The organism is Micromonospora chalcea, assembly GCF_028768405.1.
Lineage (GTDB): Bacteria > Actinomycetota > Actinomycetes > Mycobacteriales > Micromonosporaceae > Micromonospora > Micromonospora chalcea.
Genome location: NZ_CP118233.1, coordinates 57,170 through 78,677 on the forward strand (window position 1 = coordinate 57,170; position 21,508 = coordinate 78,677).

Genomic DNA, 21,508 nt, shown 5'->3' on the forward strand with positions numbered 1-21,508 from the left:
CGCGGCCCGGGTGATTCCGTCCGTTCGGGCCAGTGGCCGGGAGCCGCCGGTACCGACGTCGGTTGACGAACGTGTAGCTAGCTGATGGGGCGGCGACTAGGATGCGGGGTGGTGATGCCGGGGTGAGGCGCCGCGGCGACGACGCTCCCGGGGAGGTCCGCCGCCATGACCGTCGGAGTCTGGAACTACCTGGCCGAGTACGAGAGCGAGCGGGAGGACGTCCTCGGCGCGGTGGACCAGGTCTTCTCCTCCGGCCGGCTGGTGCTCGGTGAGAGCGTGCGCGGCTTCGAGCGGGAGTTCGCCGCCTACCACGGCGTGCCGCACTGCGTCGGGGTGGCCAACGGCACCGACGCCATCTCGCTGGCCCTCTGGGCGCTGGGCGTACGCCCCGGCGACGAGGTGGTCACCGTCGCCAACACGGCCGCGCCGACCGTGCTCGCCATCGACGCGGTGGGCGCGGTGCCGGTCTTCGTCGACGTGGACGAGGCGACCTGCCTGATGCGCGTCGACCGGGTCGCCGACGTGATCACGCCGCGTACCCGGGTGCTGCTCCCGGTGCACCTCTACGGGCAGTGCGTCGAGATGGCGCCGCTGCGGGCGCTCGCCGCCGCGCACGGCCTCGCGGTGCTGGAGGACTGCGCGCAGGCGCACGGCGCGCGCCACCACGGCCGCGTGGCCGGGTCGCTCGGTGACGCCGCCGCCTTCTCCTTCTATCCGACCAAGGTGCTCGGCGCGTACGGCGACGGCGGCGCGACGATCACCGCCGACCCGGACGTGGAGCGGCGCCTGCGCCGGCTGCGGTACTACGGGATGGAGGACCGCTACTACGTCGAGGAGACGCCCGGCCGCAACAGCCGCCTGGACGAGGTGCAGGCGGAGATCCTGCGCCGCAAGCTGCGGCGGCTGGACCGCTACGTCGCCGCCCGCCGCGCGATCGCCCGCCGCTACGACGAGGGGCTCGCCGGCACCGGCCTGGGCCTGCCGGTCACCGCGCCCGGCAACGAGCACGTCTACTACCTCTACGTGGTGCGGCACCCGCGGCGCGACGAGATCCTGGCGGCGCTGCGTCGCCACGGCATCGAGCTGAACGTCAGCTACCGCTGGCCGGTGCACACCATGCGCGGCTTCGCCCACCTCGGCTACACCGAGGGGTCACTGCCGGTGACCGAGCGGCTCGCCGGGGAGATCTTCTCGCTGCCGATCTACCCGTCGCTGGACGAGGGCGCGCAGGCCCGGGTGATCGACGCGCTGCGCACGATTCTGCGGGCCTGGTGACGCTCCGAAGCGGGCAACGCAAGAATTGAGAATCATATAGCAAACTGCGCTCGCGCGGATCTACCATCTCGGCATGGAGCCTTCCACGTTCAGCACCCCGGTCGGCGACTTCGCCGACCTCCGTGACGACTTCCTGCGGCTCACCACCGAGATCGGCTGGTGCACCGTCGCCACTGTGGACGGACGCGACCGGCCGCGCAGCCGGATCATGCACGTCTCCTGGGAGGTCGGCGACGCCGGCCCGACCGGCTGGGTCAGCACCTCCCGCACCCCGGTCAAGACCGCCCACCTGGCCCGCAACCCGTACGTCTCGTGCAGCTACTGGACACCCGCGCACGACGCCGTCTTCGTCGACTGCCGCGCCACCTGGCTGGAGCCGGGCGACACCAAACGCCACGTCTGGGACCTCGTCGCCGCCGAGGCGACCCAGCGCGGCTTCGACCCGTACGCGGTCTGGCCCGACGGCCCCGCCGACGCCGGCTTCGAGGTGCTCCAGTTCGACCCCTGGCGGGTCCAGATCACCCTTCAGGACCTGGCCAACGGCCAGACCATCGGCTCGTCGCGGGTCTGGCACGCCGCCGGGCGGCCCGCGTCCACCGGCGCGCTGCTCTCCCGCTGATCCCGACCGGGCCGCCGCCGCACGACGGACCGGCCCGTCACCGCCGACGCGGCGAGCCGCGCGGCCCGACACCGAGGGAACGCACCATGACCACCACCCTGCGCACACCCGCGTCGGCGCCCGGCCGCCTGCCCGTGCTCGGGCACGGCCTGCAGATGAAACGACGACCCGCCGAGTTCCTGCTCGAACTCCAGTCCGGCGAGCCGGTCGTCACCATCGCGCTCGGCAAGCGCCCGGCGTACGTGGTGAACGACCCGACCCTGATGCGGGAGCTGCTGCGCGACGGCGACACCTTCGTCCGGGGCGGGCCGATGACCGAGCGCTTCCGGTCCATGTTCGGCAACGGCCTGGGCATCTCCGAGGGCGAGTTCCACCGCCGGCAGCGGGCGCTGATCCAGCCCGCCTTCCACCGCAACAAGGTCATCCACTACACCGAGCTGATGAGCCGGACGGTCGCCGGCAAGCTCGACTCCTGGCGCGACGGCCAGCGCCTCGCGGTCGAGAAGGAGATGGACGAGCTGGCCCTCACCAACGTCGTCGAGGTCGTCTTCGCCGGTGACCGAAGCCTGGACCGAGCCCGGTTCATGGCCGCGACCACCACCGTCCTGGGCGGACTGTTCCGCCGGATCACCGACGTGACGGGCGTGCTGACCCGCCTGCCCACCCAGGCCAACCGCGACTACGACACCGCGGCCGAATACCTGCGGGCGACCATCCGCCGGGTCATCGCCGAGTACCGCGCGGCCGGCACCGACCACGGCGACCTGCTGTCGATGATGCTCTTCGCCCGCGACGAGGACGGCCGGCCCGCGATGAGCGACGAGCAGGTCCACGACGAGGTGATGACGTTCTTCATCGCCGGCAGCAACACCATCGCCAACACGCTCTGCTGGGCGCTGCACCACGTCGGCGCGGACCCCGAGGTGCAGCGGCGGCTGCACGCCGAGGTCGACCGGGTGCTCGACGGACGGGCCGCCGGCTACGCCGACGTGCCGGCGCTGGAGTACACCCGCCAGGTGCTCTCCGAGACGCTGCGGCTGCGCACCCAGGGCCTGTTCAACAACCGGGTCACCGCCCGCGACGCCGAGCTGGGCGGCTACCTGATCCCGGCCGGCTCGGACGTGCTCTACAGCTTCCACGCCGTGCACCACAACCCGCGCATCTACCCCGAGCCCGAGCTCTTCGACCCGGACCGGTGGCTGCCGGAACGGGCCCGGACGCTGCCCCGCGGCGCGTTCATGCCGTTCGCCACCGGCGTGCACGGCTGCATCGGCGACCAGTTCGCCTGGACCGAGATGATCGTCTCGCTGGCCAGCATCGCCGCCCGCTGGCGGCTGGAGCCGGTGCCCGGCCACGAGCCGAAGCCCGTGCCGGCCATGACCATGCCCGTCGACGCGCTGCCGATGACCGCGCGCCGCCGTACCCGCTGAACGACCGACGCCCGGCCACCGGCCCACACGGACCGGCGGCCGGGCGTCCGGCCGCTCAGAGCTCCCCGGCGATCACGTTGCCCGGCGCGTCCGGGTCGGCGCTGAGGTAGAACTCGTGCGCCGCCCGGCCGTACTCCTCGCTGGTGAGATAGCCGTCCCGGTCGGTGTCGAGCCGGTCGAAGATCCGTTGCGTGTCCTCCGAGCGCATGCCGCTCTTGCTCTGCGCCGCGAACATCTCCGCGTGGTTGATGCGCCCGTCCCGGTCCGCGTCGGCCACGTCGAACACGGCCAGGCTGAACGGCACCGCCGCGTTCGTCACGAACTCCGGGAACTCCGGCTTGTCGGCCCACGCCACCCACTCGGCGACCGTCACCCGCTTCTCGCCGTCGGGCCCGTCGCTGCCGCGCATACCGCGCCACATCCGGGCCGCCGCGCCGTGGATCCGCCGCCAGCCCGGCGAGTACGGCGCCACGCCGTACGTGTCGCACCAGATCTGGGCCATCGCGGTGATGTCCAGCCCGTCGATGACGCCGTCCCCGTCGGCGTCGTACGAGGCGAAGACCTTCTCCAGCTTGCGGCGTTGCAGTTCGGTGGTCATCTCGGTCCTTTCGTAGCGATGGATGGAGGTCAGGCCGGGGCGACCGCGCGGACGGTGAGCGCGGTCGAGGTCAGGTCGACCAGTCCGTCCGAGCCGGCGCGTCCCTCGGCGGCGGCGGCCACCTCCGCCCAGAGCGCGTCCCGCCCGGCCGGATCGAGCGCCTCGACCCGGCGGCGTACCGGTGGCGGCGCCACCGCCCGGGTGAACCGCGCGTACTCGGCCGGGTCGTGGAACCGGAACGGGACCGGGTACTCCTCGACTGTCACGTCCCGCAGGCCGGCGTCGGTCAGCCCGGCCGCCAGCGCCTCCGGATCGCACAGGCGGTACGGGCCGGGGGCGTCCGGTGGCCCGGACGGCAGGTCCAGCCGGCGCGCGAGCACGCCGTACCCGAGCGACATCAGCGGCACCCGCGGCGGTGGCGCCCACACCGCCGCGGCGAGCACGCCGCCCGGGACGAGCAGCCGAGCGATCCGGCCGAACGCGGCGCCGGGGTCGACGGCGAACATCAGGCCGAGCCGGCTGAGCACCACGTCGAACGCGTGCGGCGGCAGCTCCACCGTCTCCAGGTCGGCGACGAGGAAGTTGACGTTGCGCCGGCCCTCGGCCCGGCGGCGGGCCACGGCGAGCATGGCGGGGGAGAGGTCGACGCCGGTGACCGTGCCGGCCGGGCCGACGATGTCGGCGGCGCTGAGCGCCGGCTCCCCCGGACCGGTCGCGACGTCCAGGACACGGTGCCCCGGCCGTACGCCACCCAGGGCCAGCAGCCGCGCGGTGAGCGCCGCGCCGCCCCGCTCGAAGGTCTCCCACTCGCGGGTCCAGCCGTCGCTGACGGCGTCCCAGGTCCGCCGCTGTTCGGCCTTCACCGCGGCGGCATCTGTCGATACGGACATCGCTTTCCCTCCTGTGGTCCGTCAGGTCACCCGCCCGGCCGGGCCGGTTCGCGGTCGGCAGGCCGGTCGCCGGCGTCCTCCGGCTCCCGCAGCACCCAGGCCCGCCGTCGCCCGCCCGGCCCCGGACCGGCCGACGAGGGCGTGCCGCCGGCGGGCCGGTCACGCCGTCCCCGCGCCATCAGCACGAGCAGGACCGCTCCGGTGACCACCGGCGCCAGCAGCAGGGCCAGGCCAGCCGCTCCGCCCGTACCCCCGTGGTGGCCGCCCCCGGCGGACCCGTCCGGCGGCGCGGTGGCCGGCGGGGACGCGGCCGGGGCGGCCCGCGGCGGCGCGCCGAGCCCGGCGGCGACGGTGAACGGGACCACGCCGGTGGCGGTCTGCCCGGTGGCGAGCTGGGCGTGGTAGCCGACCCGGTAGCGCCCGTCACCCACGACCGTCACCGGCACCTCGACGCCGTTGTCGCGGTAGCGCGGCGCGCCCGTCGCGCCGAACGCGCCGCCCGGACCGATCAACCAGACATGGGTCCGCTCGGCGTCGAGCGGGCCGTTGAAGGTGAGCGTCACCGCCGCCGGCGCCGTGGTCAGCCGGGCGCCGGCCGGCGGGTCGGTGGTCACCAACCGCGCCGGCCGCAGCTGCGCCGCCAGGGTCAGCCCGGCCAGGCCGAGCGCGAGCAGCGTGAGCAGTCCCGCCGCCAGCCACCTCAGCCCCGGCCCGCGCCTCACCGGACTTCGGCCACCCGGCGGCAACTGCACCGCATCCGGGCCAGTTCGTCGGCGAGCGGCGTGCGGTGCAGGTACATCGCCACCACCATCGGCAGGAACACCACCGCGTTGTAGAACAGGTGCAGCTCCACCCGGGGCGCCACCAGTTGCAGCAGGCTCGTCGGCACCGGCTGCCCGGCCAGGTTGCTGCCGGTCAGCGACTGCACCAGCAGCAGCAGGTGCTCCAGGTGGTGCCACACCTGGATCAGCAGCGCCGCCATCCACCAGGTCCGGGCGCGGCCGACGAAGCCGCCGCGCAGCAGCCAGAAACCGGCGAGCATGACGAGCGCGTACCCGTAGTGCAGCCACTCGCTCTCCACCAGCCACGGGAACGGCATGCCGAGTACGCCCCGGGCCTCCGGCCGGGACCAGCCGAACACCCAGATCTGCGCGGCCTGCACCAGGTGCTCGGCCCAGTGGGCGATGACGACGACGAGGAAGATCTGCAGGGCCGCCCGGTGCCGGCTGCCGTTCAGATCGAGCCCCGAAGCGCCGGCGTCGCGCTTGTCCGACAGGGTCACTGCGCCTCCTTCAGGAGCGGTTGGACGTGCCGGCGGCCGGCGGCCGGGTGGGAGTTCCCGTACCTGTCGAACCGGCCTCGCCGGAAGATCAGGGCGTCGCTGTCGGCAGCCGTGCGCGCGGCCACCAGCCGGCCCACCACGATCACGTGGTCGCCGCCGTCGTGGCAGCGCCACGGCCGGCACTCCAGCCAGGCCAGCGCCCCGTGCAGCAGCGGCGCGCCGGTCCGCTCGCCCGGCGACCAGCCGACAGTGGCGAACTGCGCGCGTCCGGGCCGCCGGCGCCGGTCGGCGAAGTGCCGGGCCAGGCGCTCCTGCCCCCCGGCCAGGACGGAGATGCCGAACCCGTCCGCGTCGGACAGACAGGCGGACATCAGGCTGTCCCGGCTCACGCAGAGCAGCACCAGCGGCGGGTCCAGCGAGACCGAGGTGAACGAGTTCGCCGTCATCCCGTGCGGCAGCGGACCACCGACCGTCAGCACCGTCACGCCGGTGACGAACTCGCCGAGCACCGTACGCAGCGCGGCGGTGGCCGGCGGCGCGTCCACGGCGCGCTCAGGCACGGCCGGCCACCCCCTCGGCCGCCCGGTACGGCGCCAGCGCCCGCACCAGCGGCGTCGGCACGCGGGTCGGCACCACCTGCCCCGCGACCTCCCGCATGCAGGCGATCCGCTGGTGCCCCCGGGCCACCGGGACCAGCCCGCCCGGGCCGTCGCGCAGGTAGTCGAAGGCCAGGCCGAGCTGCGTCTGGGTCAGCTCGGTCAGGCTCATCCGGATGCGCAGCTCGTCGAACGCGTCGAGCTCGGCGAGGTACTCGCAGTCCACCCGCAGCGTGAACAGCTTCAACCCGGCGCGCAGGTCGTCGACCACCGCCGGGGCGTGCTCGCGCAGGAACATCTCCCGGCAGCGGCCCTGCCAGCGCAGGTAGTTGACGTAGTAGACGTTGCCGACGAGGTTCGTCTCCTCGAACCCGACCACGTGGCGGTACTCGTACCAGGCGGACATGTCACACCCCCGTCGCGGTGAGGACGGCGACGACCACCGGCTGTGGCTCGCCGGTCAGACGGACCGGGCCGGTGGCCACCGTGACCCGGCCGCTGCGCACCAGCACCCACTCGCCGTCGCCGCCGGCCACCGTGAGCGGGGCGTCCACCGGCAGCCCCGCCTTGACCAGGCACTCCTTGGCGCACCAGACCCGGGTGGCGGCGACGTCGGCGTCCTCGCCGAGGTCGGCGGCGATCTGCCCGGCCAGCCCGGCGTGCCGGCCGAGCAGGTCGGCCCACACCTCGGCGGGCCGGGGCCGGACCACCTCCAGGTCGCAGGCGAGCGGCCCGGCGCCGGCCACCAGCAGGCTGGCGACGTCGCTGTGGGCGGCGGAGACGTGCCGGCCGTTGACCTCCTCGGGCCGCCCGTCCGGCCGGTACCGCAGCCGTACCGGCCGTCCCACGGCCCGTCCGACGGCGACGGCGGTGACCTCCCGTCGTGCTCCGCCGGTCCGGTCCGGACGCGGTTCCACCACCACCGCCAGGTCGGCGTCGAGCAGCCGGCCCAGCCGCCGCTCCAGCGCCGGTCCGAGCAGCGCCGGCGGCCACGGCAGGGCGGCCGGGCGGTGGCGCACCGCGCGCAGGCGCAGACCGAGCCAGCGTTCCACCACCGTCCCGGCCGCGCCGAGGACCGTCACGTCGTACCGGTAGGTGTCGTCGCGGTGCTCCCGCTCCACCGCCACGAAGCGGACCTGCTCGGTGGCGGCGAGCTTCGGCCCGGCCGGCTCCACCCGGTCCACGGCGATCGGCAGCAGCGTCGCGTCCGGCACGCAGACCTGGATGCCGTGCAGGAAGGCGTCCCGCGCGCCCGCGTCGCCGAGCAGCAGCCGCTGCGGCAGGAACGCGTGGAACCAGCGCAGGTCCTCGGTGGTGGCGACGTCCGCCTCGGCCCGCCGGGACGCGACCCGGTGGTAGCGCACCAGCCGGCGGAACCGGTCGCCCTGGAAGAGCAGGTCACCGTAGAGGTCCCGGCCCGGCTCCAGCGGCACCGGCGGCAGCCCTCCGGTCACGCCCGGCGCCTCCCGGTCGCCCTCGTCCGGCTCGAAGCGGACGGTGCCCCGGAAGTGGTCGGCCGCGAAGCCCGTCTCGTCGCTGCGGATCGCCACCTCCACCACGCCCGCCTCGGCCTGCACCGCGGCGATCCGGACGGTGACGCGCCCGCCGCGGGCCACCACCACGGGCCGGGGGAAGCTGACGCCGGTCAGCACGGGCACGCCGGTGGCGCCGGCGAGCGCGGTGGCCACCTGCGCCATCGCCTCCATGCCGAGCACCGCGGGCAGCAGGAGGTTGCCGTCCAGGTCGTGCTCGGCGAGGTACGGGTCGCTCTCGGCCGACAGGTCCGCCTCGACCACCAGCTCCACGCCGTCGTACTGCACCAGCGGACGTTCCAGGAAGCGCAGCAGCGGCAGCTCCCGCCGCTCGTGCCGCAGCGTGTCCAGCCCGTCGGTGCGGCCGGTGACCACCACCGAGGCGGGCAGCCGGGGCAGCGCCAGCACCTGGCGCAGCAACCGGACGCCCTCGTCCGGCGGGATGGGGGTGATGCCGGCGCGCAGCAGCGACTCGACGGCGGAGAGCCGTTCACCCATGCCGACGCCGGACCAGACCGACCATTCCAGACAGACGGCGCGGCATCCGGTGAAGCGCCGGCCGGCCTCGGCGGTCAGCCGGGCCAGCCAGTCGTTGGCCAGCGCGTAGTGCGCCTCCCCGGGCAGACCGCCGCGCCCGATCACGCTGCCGAACGTCACCAGCAACCGCAGCTCGTCCGGCTCGACCGCGGCGAGGACGTGCGCCAGGCCGTCCACCTTCGGCGCCAGCGTGGCGCGCAGGGTGTCCGGGTCCAGCGCGCCGAGGGCGGCCGGCCGGTTGACCCCGGCACCGTGCAGGACCCCGGCGACCGGGCCCAGGTGCGCGCGTACCTGCGCCACCGCGGCGCGTACCGCCTCCGGGTCGGTGACGTCGGCGCGCACGTACCGCAGGCGCACCCCCGCCTCCCGCATCCGGGTCAGGTTCGCGGCCAGCTCCGGGTCCGCGGCCGGGTCGGCCCGGCCGAGCAGGGCCAGCCGCGCCCCGGTGTCCCGGGCCACGGCGAGCGCGCACTCGGCGGTGATGCCCTTCCCGCCGCCGGTCACCAGCAGGACGTCGTCCGGCCGCAGCGGCGGACCGGCCGGACCCGGGCGTGCCGGGCCGGGCGGCGGCAGCGGCCGCAGCAGGGGGACCCGCCGCCGGCCGTCCGGGCCGAGGTGCGACTCGGCGTACCCGTCGGTGGCCGCCACCTCGCGCACCACCCGGTCCACCAGGTCGTCGGCCGGGGCCGCCTCGACCAGCGTCACGTGCAGGCCCGAGCCCTCCAGCCGGGCGGTACGGGCCAGCCCGGCGACGCCCCGGCCGTGCTGGACGACCACCAGGCGGGCACCCGGAGGCTGGGCCACCGCCGCCTGGACGGCGCGCAACGCGAGGTCCAGGTCCACCTCCTCGCCCGGGCAGAGCAGCACGCCGCCGCCGACGCCCGCACCGGCGAGCGCGTCGCGCAGCGCCTCCGCGTACGGGTGCCCGGCCGGCGCGTACCACTGCCAGGCACCCGGGCCGCCGGGGCCGGCGCCGGCCGGCTCCACCGGTTCCTCGACCAGCTCGACTGTGAAACCGCGCACCCACGGGGCGACGCCGTCCACCCGCCGGTCGGCGGGCGGGGCGGCCGGGTCCAGTTCCCGCAGCGCGTCGGCGATCTCCCGCAGCGTGGCGGTGGCGAAGTTCGTCGGCGCCTGCACCGCGGGCAGGCCCAGTTCCCGGGCGGCCTCGTTCACCAGCTGTCCCACGGCGATCGAGCTGAGGTGCAGACCGTCGAGGAGCCGGGTGTCCGCGCCGACGCTCTCGGGCGGCAGCTCCGCGCGGGACGCGGCCAGCCGGCGCAGCACCGCCAGCGGGTCGGCCGCCGGTCCGCCTCCGGCCGGGGCCGTCTCGTCGACGGTCACCGGCCCGCCCGCGGCCTGCGGGGTGGCCCCGGTCGGGGACGCCGCCGCCACGGCCACGGCGGGCGCGGCCTCGCACGGGTTGGCGAAGAAGCGCCGCCGCGCGGCCAGGTCGAGCGGACGGATCGGACGGTCGCTGACCAGCGCGGCGTGGTCCACGGGCGCGCCCAGCGTCCAGAGCGCGCCGACAGTGCCGAGGAACCCGGCGAGCGTCGGCGCGTCCGTGCCGGTGGCGAACACCGGCACGTCGACCAGGTCCCGGGCCATCCGGGCGAGCACCTGGCCGGGACCGACCTCGACCAGCGCGTCCACCCGCCGGCCGGCCTCGGTGACCGCCGCGGCGAAGCGCACCGGCTCGGTGATCTGCCGGCGCAGCAGCGCCGCCAGGTCGGTGCCGGAGGTCAGCTCCGCGCCGGTGACGGTGGAGACCACCGGCCGGCGCGGCGGGGCCAGGCGGACCCCTTCCAGCCAGTCGCCGAACTCGCGGGCGGCCGACGCCATCAGCGGGGAGTGGAACGCGTGCGAGACGGCCAGGTCCGCCCAGTGCACACCGGCGTCGGTGGCCCGCTCGCACACCCGCCGGACCGCGTCGGACGGGCCGGCGACCACCGTCTGCCGCGGCCCGTTGTAGCCGGCCACCACCACCGGTTCGGCGCCGATCAGCCGGGCGGTGACGGTGTCGTCGGCGGCGATGCCGGCCATCGTGCCCGGTTCCCGGCAGCCGGCCATGACCGCGCCGCGCGCCGCGGCGATCCGCAGCAGCGCCTCCGCGTCGACGGTGCCGGCCCAGTGCAGCGCGGTGATCTCGCCGAGGCTGTGCCCGACCGCCACCCGCGCCTCGACGCCCAGTTCGGTGAGCACCCGCAGGCCGGCCAGGGAACCCGCGGCGATACGCGGCTGGGCCACCTCGGTGGCCACCGGGTCCGCGTCGGCCGGCAGCGCCGCCAGGCGGTGCACCTCGCCGGCGGCCGGGAAACGCCGGGCCAGCGCGCCTCCGTCGACGCCGCGGCCGGAGCCCTGGCCGGGGAAGAGGAACCCGAGCCGGGCCGGGCGCAGCGTGCGCCGCAACGCCAGCCCGTCGGCGAACAACTCCTCCTCGCCCCGGTCGAGCGCCGCCAGGGCACGCTCGAACCGGTCCACCGCCTCGGCGGGGGAGGCGGCGACCACCGCCAGCCGCATCGGCCGGCCGCGTACCTCGCCGGCCAGAGCGCCGGCCAGGTCGGTCAGCTCGCCGTACGACAGCCGGGCCAGCGGATCCAGCAGCGCGGCCACCCGTTCCCGCAGCGCCACCGGGTCGGCCGCGTCGAGCAGCAGCAGCTCGGCGTCCTGGGTGTGCCGGGCCAGCCGCAACTGCTGCCGCCGGACACGTTCCGGCACGGCGGACGGGCCGGCCTCCAGCACCAGGTGGGTGTTGATCCCGCCGAAGCCCATCGCGGTGACCCCGGCGCGCAGCGGCGCCCCGTCCGGCCACGGCTCGGCCACCGGCGCGGCGCGCAGCGTACGGTCCGCGGCGGTCAGCTCCGCGCGGGGACGGGCGCACCCGGCGGTGGGCGGGACGATGGCGTGCCGCAACGCCATGGTCGCCTTGATCAGCCCGGCCACCCCGGCGGCGGCCTTGGTGTGCCCGATGAGCGCCTTGATGGAGCCGATGGCGGCCGGATCGGTGGCCCCGGCGTCGCGCCGGGCGGCGGAGAGGGCACGCAGCTCGGTGGCGTCGCCGACGGCGGTGCCGGTGCCGTGCCCCTCGAAGAGCGGGACCGTGCCGATGCCGAAGCCGGCCCGCTGGTACGCCCGGTCCAGCGCCAGCCGGTAGCCCTGTGCCTCGGGCCGGGTCATCCCGCCGCGCCCGTCGGAGGAGACGCCCCAGCCGGCGATCGTCGCGTGCACGACGCGCCCCTGCGCCACCGCGTCGTCGTGGCGCATCAGCACGACCATGCCGCAGCCCTCGCCCGGCCAGAAGCCCTGCGACCGCTCGTCGTACACCCGCATCTCGTCGCGGGCCAGCGCGCCGGCCTTGGCGAAGCCGACCATCTCGAACGGGTCGATGGACAGGTCCACCCCGCCCGCCACCGCCACGTCGACCTCGCCATCGGCCAGGGCGCGCGCGGCGGTGACCACGGACAGCAGGCTGGAGGCGCAGGCGGCGTCCACCGTCCAGCCGCCGCCACCGAGGTCGAAGTGGTTGCAGATCCGCCCGGCGATGGTGTTGGAGAGACCACCGGCGAGCGTGTCCTCGTCGATCGGCGGGAACGGGCTCTTGTACCGCTCCTCGGTCAGCGCCAGGAACTCCGCGATCCGCCGGTCGGGCCACCCCTGCTCCTGCAGCCCGGCGGCCAGCACCCGGCGCACGTACGGCCAGCGCAGCCGCAGCACGTTGGCGCGGGAGAACTCGCCGGTGAGGGTGTTGCCGACCACCACGGCGGTACGGTCCCGGGGCAGCCCGGCGCCGTCCGGCCAGCCGGCGTCGGCGAGCGCCTCGCCGGCCACGTCCAGCGCCAGCCAGTGGGTGAGGTCGGTGGAGCGGTAGGTGCTGCCGGCGATCCGGTGCCGGATCCGGTCGAACGTGTACCCCTCGATGACGGCGGCGTGCCGGTTGTAGAAACGGTCCGGGGTGGCCGGGTCGGCGTCCCAGTAGTCCTCCAGGCTCATCCGCTCCGGCGGCAGCCGGCGGAACGCGCGGCGTCCGCTGAGGGCGTTGCGCCACAGGTCGGCCACCGAATCGGCTTCCGGGTAGCGGCAGCTCATGCCGACGACCGCGATTCTGCTCATGTCGTCACTCCTGGGGTTGTGCGATTCGCGGATCAGGCGGGCACGGGCCGCTTGCCGTTGTCCGCGGAGACGGGACCGGCGGTGGCCGGTGTCCCGGGCGTTGCGGGCGAGACGGGTTGGTCCTGCTCGCGGCGCCGCTGCTCGCGGCGCGAGGCGTGCAGCGACCAGAGGAAGGTGCCGCGGACCAGGCAGACGATCGCGGTGGCGAAGAAGAGCCCGTACGTCACCGAGGCGCCGGTCAGCACGCCGTACACCAGCGCCACGCCGCCACCGAACGCGAACTGGGCGGCGGGCCGGCTCGGCGTGGTGCCCGGATCGGTGATCATGTAGTTGGTGAACAGGACGAACGCGGTACCGGTCATGGTGGCCAGCGCGGCCACGATCGACGTGTCCAGCACCAGGCCCCGGACCACCGACTGCACCACGAAGATCGACAGCCAGCCGGCGATCAGCCACATCCGGCGGGTGAGCTTCGCGTTGAGCATCGTGCCCAGGACGAGGATCACGGCCACGATCGCCCAGTCGGCGGGGCCGGAGAGGTTCTCGGTGAAGTGGTACGGCGGCGCGATGGAGACCCACGGGAACAGCAGCAGCACGATCGCGATGCCGAAGTTCGACGGGTTCATGAAGTGCCGCAGCCGCCCGTTGACCGGCGCCCGCAGCAGCCACTTGCCGCTGATCGCCACCAGCACGCCGAAGAGCATCACCAGCACCCGGTCGTTGGTGTAGAGCAGCATGTTCACCGCCAGCGCGGTGATGTGCGCGGGGAAGAGGAACTCGACCAGGTTGCGCACGCCGCCGGCGTACCGGGGGGCGCGGCCCTCACCTCGGGCGCCCACCGCCTCCAGCAGCAGCTCGGCGGCGTACGCGGTGAGCACGGCGTACACCGGCCAGAGCGCGGGCTGCTCGAAGCCGAGGACCGTGTAGCCGAGGATGTTGAGGACGGTGATCGAGATCGCGAAGCGGCGCAGCGCTGTCACTCGCGGGTCGCGTGGCTTCGTCATGAACTCGCCTCCTGTGCCTGGGTGCCGAGGGTGAGCGCGTGCCGGCCGGGGGTGAGCGTCACCGTCTGCGCGCGTGGCGCGCCGGTGCGGTCCCGCCAGGCCAGGTCGACCTGGACCGGCCCGGTTACGTCGCCGAGGCCGATGTGCACCTCGAAGCTGCGCCGGCCGGAGTGGCCGCTGCCGCCGTCGACCCGGCCGCGCAGCACACGGCCGTCCGGGGTGCGGACGGTGACGTCCGCGCCGATCACCGGGGAGCCGGTGGCGGCGTCGCCGGCCGGCGGCCGGTTCAGCTTCAGGGACAGCTGCGATCCGGTGCCGGGGCTGTCGTTGCGGTAGAACACCGGCGCGTCCCACTGCCGGGCCACCGCCATGTCCAGCCGGCCGTCGCCGTCGGCGTCGCCGAGCGCGATGCCCCGGGTCGGGATGGGCACCGCCAGGCCGAGCTGGCCGGCGATGTCGGCGTAGGCGCCGCCGGGCATCCGGGCGTGCAGGCGCAGCGGCTGCCCGCCGGCGATGTCGTCGCCCTGCCGGACCCGTGGCCACGCCGAGGTGTGCTCCAGCAGCGTGTCGTTGGCGGTGGCCAGCTCCTGCAGCTGCGCCCACCGGTTCACCTCGCCCTTGACGAAGCCGCTGGTCTGCACGATGTCGGGCCGGCCGCTGTTGGTCAGGTCGGCGATCTTGACGTCCCAGCTCCAGCCGCTCCAGGCGAGGTTGAGCGGGGCGCTGCGGTCGACGAACGGCGCCCGCCCGTCGGCGAGCCGCTGCCGCAGGTCGTCGGTGTCCCGGGCCTGGTTGACGAAGGCGAAGTTGCTCTCCTGGATGCCGAACGAGGTGGTGATGTTGCCGACGTACATGTCGTAGAGGCCGTCGCCGTCCAGGTCGCCGACGTCCACGCCCATGCCCTTGAAGGAGTCGTGCCCGAGGATCTTCGACTTGGGCACGGTGAGCCGGCTGCCCTCGCCCTCGACCAGGGCCAGCCGCACCCGGCCCGGCGTGGAGCGGTTGTGCAGCAGCCGGTCGGGGCCGAAGTCGTTCGCCACGTACAGCTCGGGCAGCAGGTCGCCGTCGAGGTCGGTGGCGGTCGACGCGAGTGCCCAGCCGCGGGAGACGTCGTCGTCGAAGAGGTCCGGCACGTCGGCGAAGGTGACGCTGTCGGCGGTCGCGCCGGTCCAGCGCAGGACATGGTCGCGTCCGCCGTTGTACGCGGCCGACATGGACCTGTTCATCGCCACGCCGCCGCTGACCGTGTGGTCGAGCACCGGGCCGTCGGGGAAGTAGTTGCCGACGAACACGTCCTCGTGACCGTCGCCGTCGAAGTCCGCCACGCTCACCGTGTTTGTGTTCCACCGCGGCCCGGTGTAGCCGCCGTCGGCGGCGGCGGGCCGGGGGACCAGCTCGACCGGCTGGAACGCCGCCGCGGACAGACCGGTGGCGTCCGGGCGGGCCAGGAAGATCACCGGTGTCCGGCCCCACCAGTAGACCAGCAGGTCGGTGCGGCCGTCCTCGTTGAAGTCGCCGGGCGCGCAGCCCATCGGCGCCATGTGCGGCCCCATCGGCAGCGGCGCCGGGTCGAGCACGAACGGCTGGTACCGCTCCTGGCGCGCCCCGGGCGTCGGCGTGACCACCACCCGGTCGATCCGCGGGTCGGTGACGCAGAGGTCGTTGGCCAGGCCGTCGCCGTCGATGTCGTTCATGGCGACCCCGGCGCCCACCGACGAGATCCACGCGTCGATGTGCGTGTACTCCTTGTTGACCCGGCGGATGCTCTGTTGCGGCAGACCACCCGGGATCGCGATGGACAGCGGCGTGAACCGGTAGCCCGCGGCCACCCGTCGCCGTTCCTCGTCGGTAGCAGTGGCCGGCTCGGCGATCAGGAACAGGCCGACGATCAGCAGCAGGGCGGTCAGCCCGGCGAGATGACGTCGGCCCCAACCCAGGATCATGGACACCCGGTCAGCACCTCCCCAGCAGTACGAGATGGTCGGCGATCCGCTGACGCCACACCGCGAAGGCGGGCAGCGACGCCGAGTCGGTCAGATCGGTCAGGGCGGCATCGGTGATCGCGGCGGCCTGCTCGATGCTGGTGACGCAGAACGCGCCGACCGCGACAGCGGTGTGCGTCGGCACGTGTCCGGCCCGCATCCGGGCCTTGGCCGCGAACGCGGCGCCCTGGCCGAGCGCCGCCCGGTGCTCGCCGGCCGCCTCGCGCAGCGTTCGCAGTTCCGTCAGATCGGCGCCACCGGCGTAGCTGGCGGCCAGGCCGACCCCGCTCCACAGGTCGGAGTGCCGGTCGGCGGGGAACCGGTGGAGCAGCCGGACCAGTTCGGCCGGGTCGGCGCCGGCGACGAACCACAGCGCCCGGCCGATGCCCTGGTCCACCGCGTGCGGCGCGTAGTGCCGCAGCTCCGCCGGCCAGATGTGCGCCGGGTCGCGGTGCCGTGCGTGGACGTACCGGCCGGTGTGGAAGTAGGCCTGGTGGAAGCCGTAGCCGTCGAGGGCGAGCCAGCGCAGCAGCGGGTCGGGCGGGAGGATGGCCGGCCGGCGCCAGCGGGGCAGCCGGGCCATGGCCCAGCCGGCGCCCACGTGGGCCATGTAGACGTGCGCGTCGCCGCGCCCGGCCAGGAACCGCGCCATGCCCCGGCCGCCGCCGGGGCGGAGGCCGTCCATCAGGGCGTACGCCATCGCGGCGCCCTCGTAGGCGAAGCCGCGCAGCGGCGCCGGCCGGCTTTCCAGCAGTTCCTCGGCGGCCCGGGGCTCCGGCGCCCCGGCGGCGTCACCGAAACCGCCGATGAAACTCTGCCCGGCGCTTTCCAGGGCCTGCCGCGCGGCGTCGTTCTTGACATGGAAGCCGCGTTTGTCAAACAACGCCTCGCGCTTATCCGGCGTCAGGATTCGTTGTCGCAGTGCCAACAATATTCGGGCCATGGCAAGTCCAATTCGCCGTGGGTGTACGCGTGCGGATCCTGCTCGCCTGCAGAGAAGTTCTTCGATTGGCGTGCCCGCTCTGGCCAATACTCGCGGAACGCCTCGGCGACTGTCTTCTCGCAGGTTGCTGTGTTGCCTCAGGTGACCGTCGGCACCGCTTGGGCGGGCGCGCGAAGCCGGGTGCGCGCAAGCCTGGAAGTGGGTCCCGCACCGGCTCCGGCCAGCACGTATCGCCCGCCGCCGAGGGCGCCCGAGCGGCCCGCGTGCGGCAAATCAAGACTCGTTCAAGAGCCGCACAGCACTATTGGTCACGGTTTCCGGGTAGCGATGGAGGGGCCATGGGGCAGTTTTCAGGTGCCGACTGCAAGGAACATGACGGCCGGTCGGCCGCCATTGTCCGGGTGATTGAGCACATGAAAAGAGAGCTCGGCAGGCCGTTGCCGCTGGAAACGCTGGCGCGCCTTGCCCCGTTCAGCCCCTTCTATTTCCATCGCGTGTTCAAGCAGGCCACCTCGATGACACCGGCACGTTTCCTGGCCGCCCTGCGGATGGCCGAGGCGCGACGGCTGCTGCTGCGTTCCTCGCTCACCGTCACGGCGATCAGCGCCCAGGTCGGGTACTCCAGCGTCGGCACGTTCACCACCCAGTTCCGGCGCTGGGTGAGTCTGCCCCCGGAGCGGTTCCGCCAGCTCGCCCGGCAGTTGGCGGGCGTGTCGGTGGCGGCGCTGCTGCCGGTGATCCGCAGCCGCGCGATAGTCGCCGGCCAGGGCCCCCGGGCGCTGATGCACCTCGACACCGTGGACCTGCCGGGGCTGCTGCTCGCCGCGGTGGCACCCCACGACGGGGGGCGCAACGAATGGTGGACGGCCGCGCCGCGTCCACTGCCGGCCGCGCTGCCCGCCACCGTGCCGCCGGGCGAGCACCGCGCCCGGGTCCTGCTGCTGCGCCCGGACCGGGACGCCACCTCGGCGCTCGTCGACGGCGCGCCGGACAGCTTCCTGATCGGCGACGCGGACCTGCGGATACCGGCCGAGACGGGCAGCACCCAGCGCATCGCCGTCGCGCGGGCCACGCTCACGGTGCCGGTGCGGCAGGTGCGGGTCACCGATCCGCCGTTGCTCTCGGCCACGCCGCTGCGCTGGCTGCTGGGCGTGTCGCAGGCCGGCTGGCGGGGGCGGACGCCGGTGATGGCCGAGCGGCGCGCGCTCCGAACCGCCTGATGGCCGTGCCGGCCCCGAAGATCGAGCTGCACGTCCACTTCGAAGGGACGGTACGGCCGGAGACGCTCCTGGTCATCGCCCGCCGCAACGGTCAGCGGCTGCCCGCGGAGACGGTCGAGGGTCTGCGTCAGCTCTACGAGTTCACCGACTTCGACCACTTCGTCCGCACCTGGGTGTTGACCACCAACTGCCTGCGTACGGCCGACGACTTCCGGCGCATCGTGGTGGCGTACGCCGCCGAGGCGGCCACGCACGGCGCTGTCTACCTGGAGGGCATCTTCTCGCCGGCCGAGCGGGTGCGCCGGGGCGTCGGCTGGGCGGACATCTTCGAGGGGTACGCCGACGGCGCGGCCGAGGCGTACGAGCGGCACGGCGTACGGGTGTTGCTGACGCCCGACGTGGACCGCGAGTTGCCGCCGGCGGACGCGGAGGAGTGCGCCCGCCAGGCCGTGCGGTACCGGGACCGGGGCGTGGTCGGGTTCGGTCTGGGCGGGCCGGAGCTGGCCGCGCCGGCGAAGGCGTTCGCCCGGGCGGTGGCGATCGCCCGCGACGGCGGTCTGGCGTTCGTCCCGCACGGCGGCGAGGCGGGCGGGCCGGATTCGGTACGCGACCTGCTGGAGCTGGCTCCGGCCCGGATCCGTCACGGCATCCGGGCCGCCGAGGACGACGACCTGCTCGCCGAGCTGCGGGACCGGGGTGTGGTGCTGGACGTGTGCCCCACGTCGAACCTGCGGACCCGGGTGGTGGAGTCCGAGGCCGCGCATCCGTTGCCCCGCCTCGTCGCCGCCGGTCTGCGCTGCTCGGTCGGGACCGACGACCCGGCGATGTTCGGTACCGATCTGGGCCGTGAGCACGAGTTGGCGGCGCGTCTCGGGCTCGGGCCCGAGCGGGCGTACGCCGCCGGGGTGGCCGGGGCGCTCTGCGACGACGCGACGCGTGATCATCTGATGGCGGTGGGCCGGCGGGCCTACGGCTGACCCGTCGGCACCGGCTTGCCGGCCCGGAAGACGAGTGTGGACGTGTCGGTGTCGTCGGGGTCGCCTTCGCAGTCCACGACCACGATCTGACCCGGGGTCAGCTCGTTGAACAGGATCCGTTCGGACAGGTTGTCTTCGATGTCGCGCTGGATCGTGCGGCGTAGTGGCCGTGCGCCGAGGACGGGGTCGAAGCCCTTCTTCGCGAGGTACTTCTTGGCGTTGTCGGTCAGTTCCAGGCCCATGTCCTTGTTGCGCAGCTGGGTTTCGATGCGCTGGATCATGATGTCGACGATGGAGAGGATCTCGGTCTCGCGCAGCTGGTGGAAGACGATGGTGTCGTCGATGCGGTTGAGGAACTCGGGCCGGAAGTGCTGCTTGAGTTCGTCGTTGACCTTCTGCTTCATCCGGTCGTAGTTCGACTCGGAGTCCTCCGACGCCTGGAAGCCCAGCGACACCGCCTTGGCGACGTCGCGGGTGCCGAGGTTGGTGGTCAGGATGATGACCGTGTTCTTGAAGTCCACGATCCGGCCCTGACCGTCGGTGAGGCGCCCGTCCTCCAAAATTTGCAGGAGGGTGTTGAACACGTCCGGGTGGGCCTTCTCGATCTCGTCGAAGAGGACCACGGAGAACGGCCGGCGACGTACCTTCTCGGTCAGCTGCCCGCCCTCGTCGTAGCCGACGTAGCCGGGCGGGGCACCGACGAGCCGGGACACGGTGTACCGGTCGTGGAACTCCGACATGTCCAGCTGGATCAGGGCGTCCTCGGACCCGAACAGGAACTCCGCGAGGGCCTTGGACAGCTCGGTCTTACCGACGCCGGACGGGCCGGCGAAGATGAACGACCCGGACGGGCGCTTCGGGTCCTTCAACCCGGCCCGGGTACGGCGGATCGCCTTCGAGACCGCCTTGACCGCGTCTTCCTGGCCGATGACGCGCTTGTGCAGCTCGTCTTCCATGCGCAGCAGGCGCGAGGTCTCCTCCTCGGTCAGCTTGTAGACCGGGATACCGGTCCAGTTGCCGAGGACCTCGGCGATCTGCTCGTCGTCGACCTCGCTGACGACGTCCAGGTCACCGGCCTTCCACTCCTTCTCCCGCTGCGCCTTCTGCCCGAGCAGCTGCTTCTCGGTGTCCCGCAGCTGCGCGGCCCGCTCGAAGTCCTGCGCGTCGATCGCGGACTCCTTGTCGCGGCGCACCTGGGCGATGCGCTCGTCGAAGTCGCGCAGGTCCGGCGGCGCGGTCATCCGGCGGATCCGCATCCGGGCGCCGGCCTCGTCGATCAGGTCGATCGCCTTGTCCGGCAGGAACCGATCCGAGATGTACCGGTCGGCCAGCGTCGCAGCGGCGACCAGCGCGGCGTCGGTGATGGACACCCGGTGGTGCGCCTCGTAGCGGTCCCGCAGACCCTTCAAAATCTCGATGGTGTGCGCCAGCGACGGCTCACCCACCTGGATCGGCTGGAAACGACGCTCCAGAGCGGCGTCCTTCTCCAAATGCTTGCGGTACTCATCCAGCGTGGTGGCGCCGATGGTCTGCAGCTCACCCCGGGCCAGCATCGGCTTGAGGATGCTGGCGGCGTCGATCGCGCCCTCGGCCGCGCCCGCACCGACGAGCGTGTGGATCTCGTCGATGAACAGGATGATGTCACCGCGGGTGCGGATCTCCTTGAGCACCTTCTTCAGCCGCTCCTCGAAATCACCGCGGTAGCGGGAACCGGCGACCAGCGCACCGAGGTCGAGCGTGTAGAGCTGCTTGTCCTTCAGCGTCTCCGGCACCTCACCCTTGATGATCTTCTGCGACAGGCCCTCCACCACGGCGGTCTTGCCGACGCCGGGCTCGCCGATCAGCACCGGGTTGTTCTTGGTGCGGCGGGACAGCACCTGCATGACCCGCTCGATCTCCTTCTCCCGCCCGATGACCGGGTCGAGCTTGCCCTCCCGGGCGGCCTGGGTCAGGTTGCGGCCGAACTGATCCAGCACCAGGCTGGTCGACGGCGCGGCCTCACCCGGCGCGGCACCGGCGGCGGCCGGCTCCTTGCCCTGGTAGCCGGAGAGCAGCTGGATGACCTGCTGGCGGACCCGGTTCAGGTCCGCGCCCAGCTTCACCAGGACCTGGGCGGCGACGCCCTCGCCCTCGCGGATCAGGCCGAGCAGGATGTGCTCGGTGCCGATGTAGTTGTGGCCCAGCTGCAGCGCCTCGCGCAGCGACAGCTCCAGCACCTTCTTCGCCCGCGGCGTGAACGGGATGTGCCCGCTCGGCGCCTGCTGACCCTGGCCGATGATCTCCTCGACCTGCTGACGCACACCCTCCAGGGAGATGCCGAGGCTCTCCAGAGCCTTCGCCGCGACACCCTCACCCTCGTGGATCAGGCCCAACAGGATGTGCTCCGTACCGATGTAGTTGTGGTTGAGCATCCGGGCCTCTTCCTGGGCCAGGACGACAACCCGTCGCGCTCGGTCGGTGAACCGCTCGAACATGCCCTCGTGCTCCTCACCTGAGTCATCCGGCCATCAGAA

The 21,508-nt window shown here is 73.8% G+C and carries 16 protein-coding genes; 5 read left to right on the plus strand and 11 right to left on the minus strand.

Features of this window, described 5'->3' with window-relative positions:
- Window positions 1–165 precede the first annotated feature (165 nt).
- The 3 genes from PVK74_RS00295 to PVK74_RS00305 all read left to right on the plus strand — a co-directional run bounded on the left by PVK74_RS00295 (window position 166) and on the right by PVK74_RS00305 (window position 3,324).
- The gene (locus PVK74_RS00295) at window positions 166–1,275 is read left to right on the plus strand and encodes a DegT/DnrJ/EryC1/StrS family aminotransferase (protein ID WP_274477887.1); all 1,110 of its coding nucleotides are present in this window, start codon (window positions 166–168) and stop codon (window positions 1,273–1,275) included.
- 73 nt (window positions 1,276–1,348) lie between these two features.
- On the plus strand, window positions 1,349–1,894 hold the full coding sequence (locus PVK74_RS00300) for a pyridoxamine 5'-phosphate oxidase family protein (protein ID WP_030503323.1): 546 nt from the start codon (window positions 1,349–1,351) through the stop codon (window positions 1,892–1,894).
- 86 nt (window positions 1,895–1,980) lie between these two features.
- On the plus strand, window positions 1,981–3,324 hold the full coding sequence (locus PVK74_RS00305; protein WP_043325274.1) for a cytochrome P450: 1,344 nt from the start codon (window positions 1,981–1,983) through the stop codon (window positions 3,322–3,324).
- A gap of 55 nt (window positions 3,325–3,379) precedes the next feature.
- On the opposite strand, the gene PVK74_RS00310 is transcribed toward PVK74_RS00305, so the two are convergent.
- Genes PVK74_RS00310 through PVK74_RS00355 form a run of 10 tightly spaced genes read right to left on the minus strand, consistent with a single transcriptional unit; the run spans window position 3,380 to window position 16,798 of the window.
- On the minus strand, window positions 3,380–3,922 hold the full coding sequence (locus PVK74_RS00310) for an EF-hand domain-containing protein (RefSeq protein ID WP_030503321.1): 543 nt from the start codon (window positions 3,920–3,922) through the stop codon (window positions 3,380–3,382).
- Between the two features lie 29 nt (window positions 3,923–3,951).
- Entirely contained in the window at window positions 3,952–4,812 is an 861-nt protein-coding gene (locus PVK74_RS00315; RefSeq protein ID WP_209960939.1) for a class I SAM-dependent methyltransferase, read from the minus strand.
- Between the two features lie 26 nt (window positions 4,813–4,838).
- Window positions 4,839–5,534 (minus strand): copper resistance CopC family protein, encoded by a 696-nt coding sequence (locus PVK74_RS00320; RefSeq protein WP_064447373.1) that lies wholly within the window; start codon window positions 5,532–5,534, stop codon window positions 4,839–4,841.
- The gene (locus PVK74_RS00325; RefSeq protein WP_051611104.1) at window positions 5,531–6,094 is read right to left on the minus strand and encodes a hypothetical protein; all 564 of its coding nucleotides are present in this window, start codon (window positions 6,092–6,094) and stop codon (window positions 5,531–5,533) included. Before PVK74_RS00325 ends, PVK74_RS00320 begins: the two co-directional genes overlap by 4 nt.
- A complete protein-coding gene (locus PVK74_RS00330; protein ID WP_233514703.1) occupies window positions 6,091–6,654 on the minus strand; it encodes a flavin reductase family protein in 564 nt (187 codons plus the stop codon). The genes PVK74_RS00325 and PVK74_RS00330 overlap by 4 nt, the downstream gene beginning before the upstream one ends.
- Window positions 6,647–7,096: an acyl-CoA thioesterase gene (locus PVK74_RS00335; protein ID WP_030503316.1), complete on the minus strand. Its 450-nt coding sequence runs from the start codon at window positions 7,094–7,096 to the stop codon at window positions 6,647–6,649. Before PVK74_RS00335 ends, PVK74_RS00330 begins: the two co-directional genes overlap by 8 nt.
- 1 nt (window position 7,097) lies before the next feature.
- Window positions 7,098–12,869, minus strand: coding sequence for a type I polyketide synthase (locus PVK74_RS00340; RefSeq protein WP_274477888.1), 5,772 nt, complete (start codon window positions 12,867–12,869; stop codon window positions 7,098–7,100).
- 32 nt (window positions 12,870–12,901) lie between these two features.
- Window positions 12,902–13,873, minus strand: coding sequence for a hypothetical protein (locus PVK74_RS00345; RefSeq protein ID WP_043325264.1), 972 nt, complete (start codon window positions 13,871–13,873; stop codon window positions 12,902–12,904).
- Window positions 13,870–15,822 carry a CRTAC1 family protein gene (locus tag PVK74_RS00350; RefSeq protein ID WP_043325262.1) on the minus strand — a complete coding sequence of 651 codons (1,953 nt, stop codon included), beginning with the start codon at window positions 15,820–15,822 and terminating at the stop codon, window positions 13,870–13,872. Before PVK74_RS00350 ends, PVK74_RS00345 begins: the two co-directional genes overlap by 4 nt.
- Before the next feature lie 4 nt (window positions 15,823–15,826).
- Window positions 15,827–16,798 (minus strand): DUF1702 family protein, encoded by a 972-nt coding sequence (locus PVK74_RS00355; RefSeq protein ID WP_113973297.1) that lies wholly within the window; start codon window positions 16,796–16,798, stop codon window positions 15,827–15,829.
- Window positions 16,799–17,211: 413 nt separating this feature from the next.
- Between PVK74_RS00355 and PVK74_RS00360 the strand changes: the two genes are divergently transcribed.
- The gene (locus PVK74_RS00360; protein WP_233514702.1) at window positions 17,212–18,018 is read left to right on the plus strand and encodes a helix-turn-helix domain-containing protein; all 807 of its coding nucleotides are present in this window, start codon (window positions 17,212–17,214) and stop codon (window positions 18,016–18,018) included.
- Window positions 18,018–18,995 (plus strand): adenosine deaminase, encoded by a 978-nt coding sequence (gene add, locus PVK74_RS00365; RefSeq protein ID WP_199496029.1) that lies wholly within the window; start codon window positions 18,018–18,020, stop codon window positions 18,993–18,995. Before PVK74_RS00360 ends, add begins: the two co-directional genes overlap by 1 nt.
- On the opposite strand, the gene PVK74_RS00370 is transcribed toward add, so the two are convergent.
- Window positions 18,986–21,469 carry an ATP-dependent Clp protease ATP-binding subunit gene (locus tag PVK74_RS00370; protein ID WP_113973295.1) on the minus strand — a complete coding sequence of 828 codons (2,484 nt, stop codon included), beginning with the start codon at window positions 21,467–21,469 and terminating at the stop codon, window positions 18,986–18,988. The genes add and PVK74_RS00370 overlap by 10 nt on opposite strands.
- Window positions 21,470–21,508: the final 39 nt, after the last annotated feature.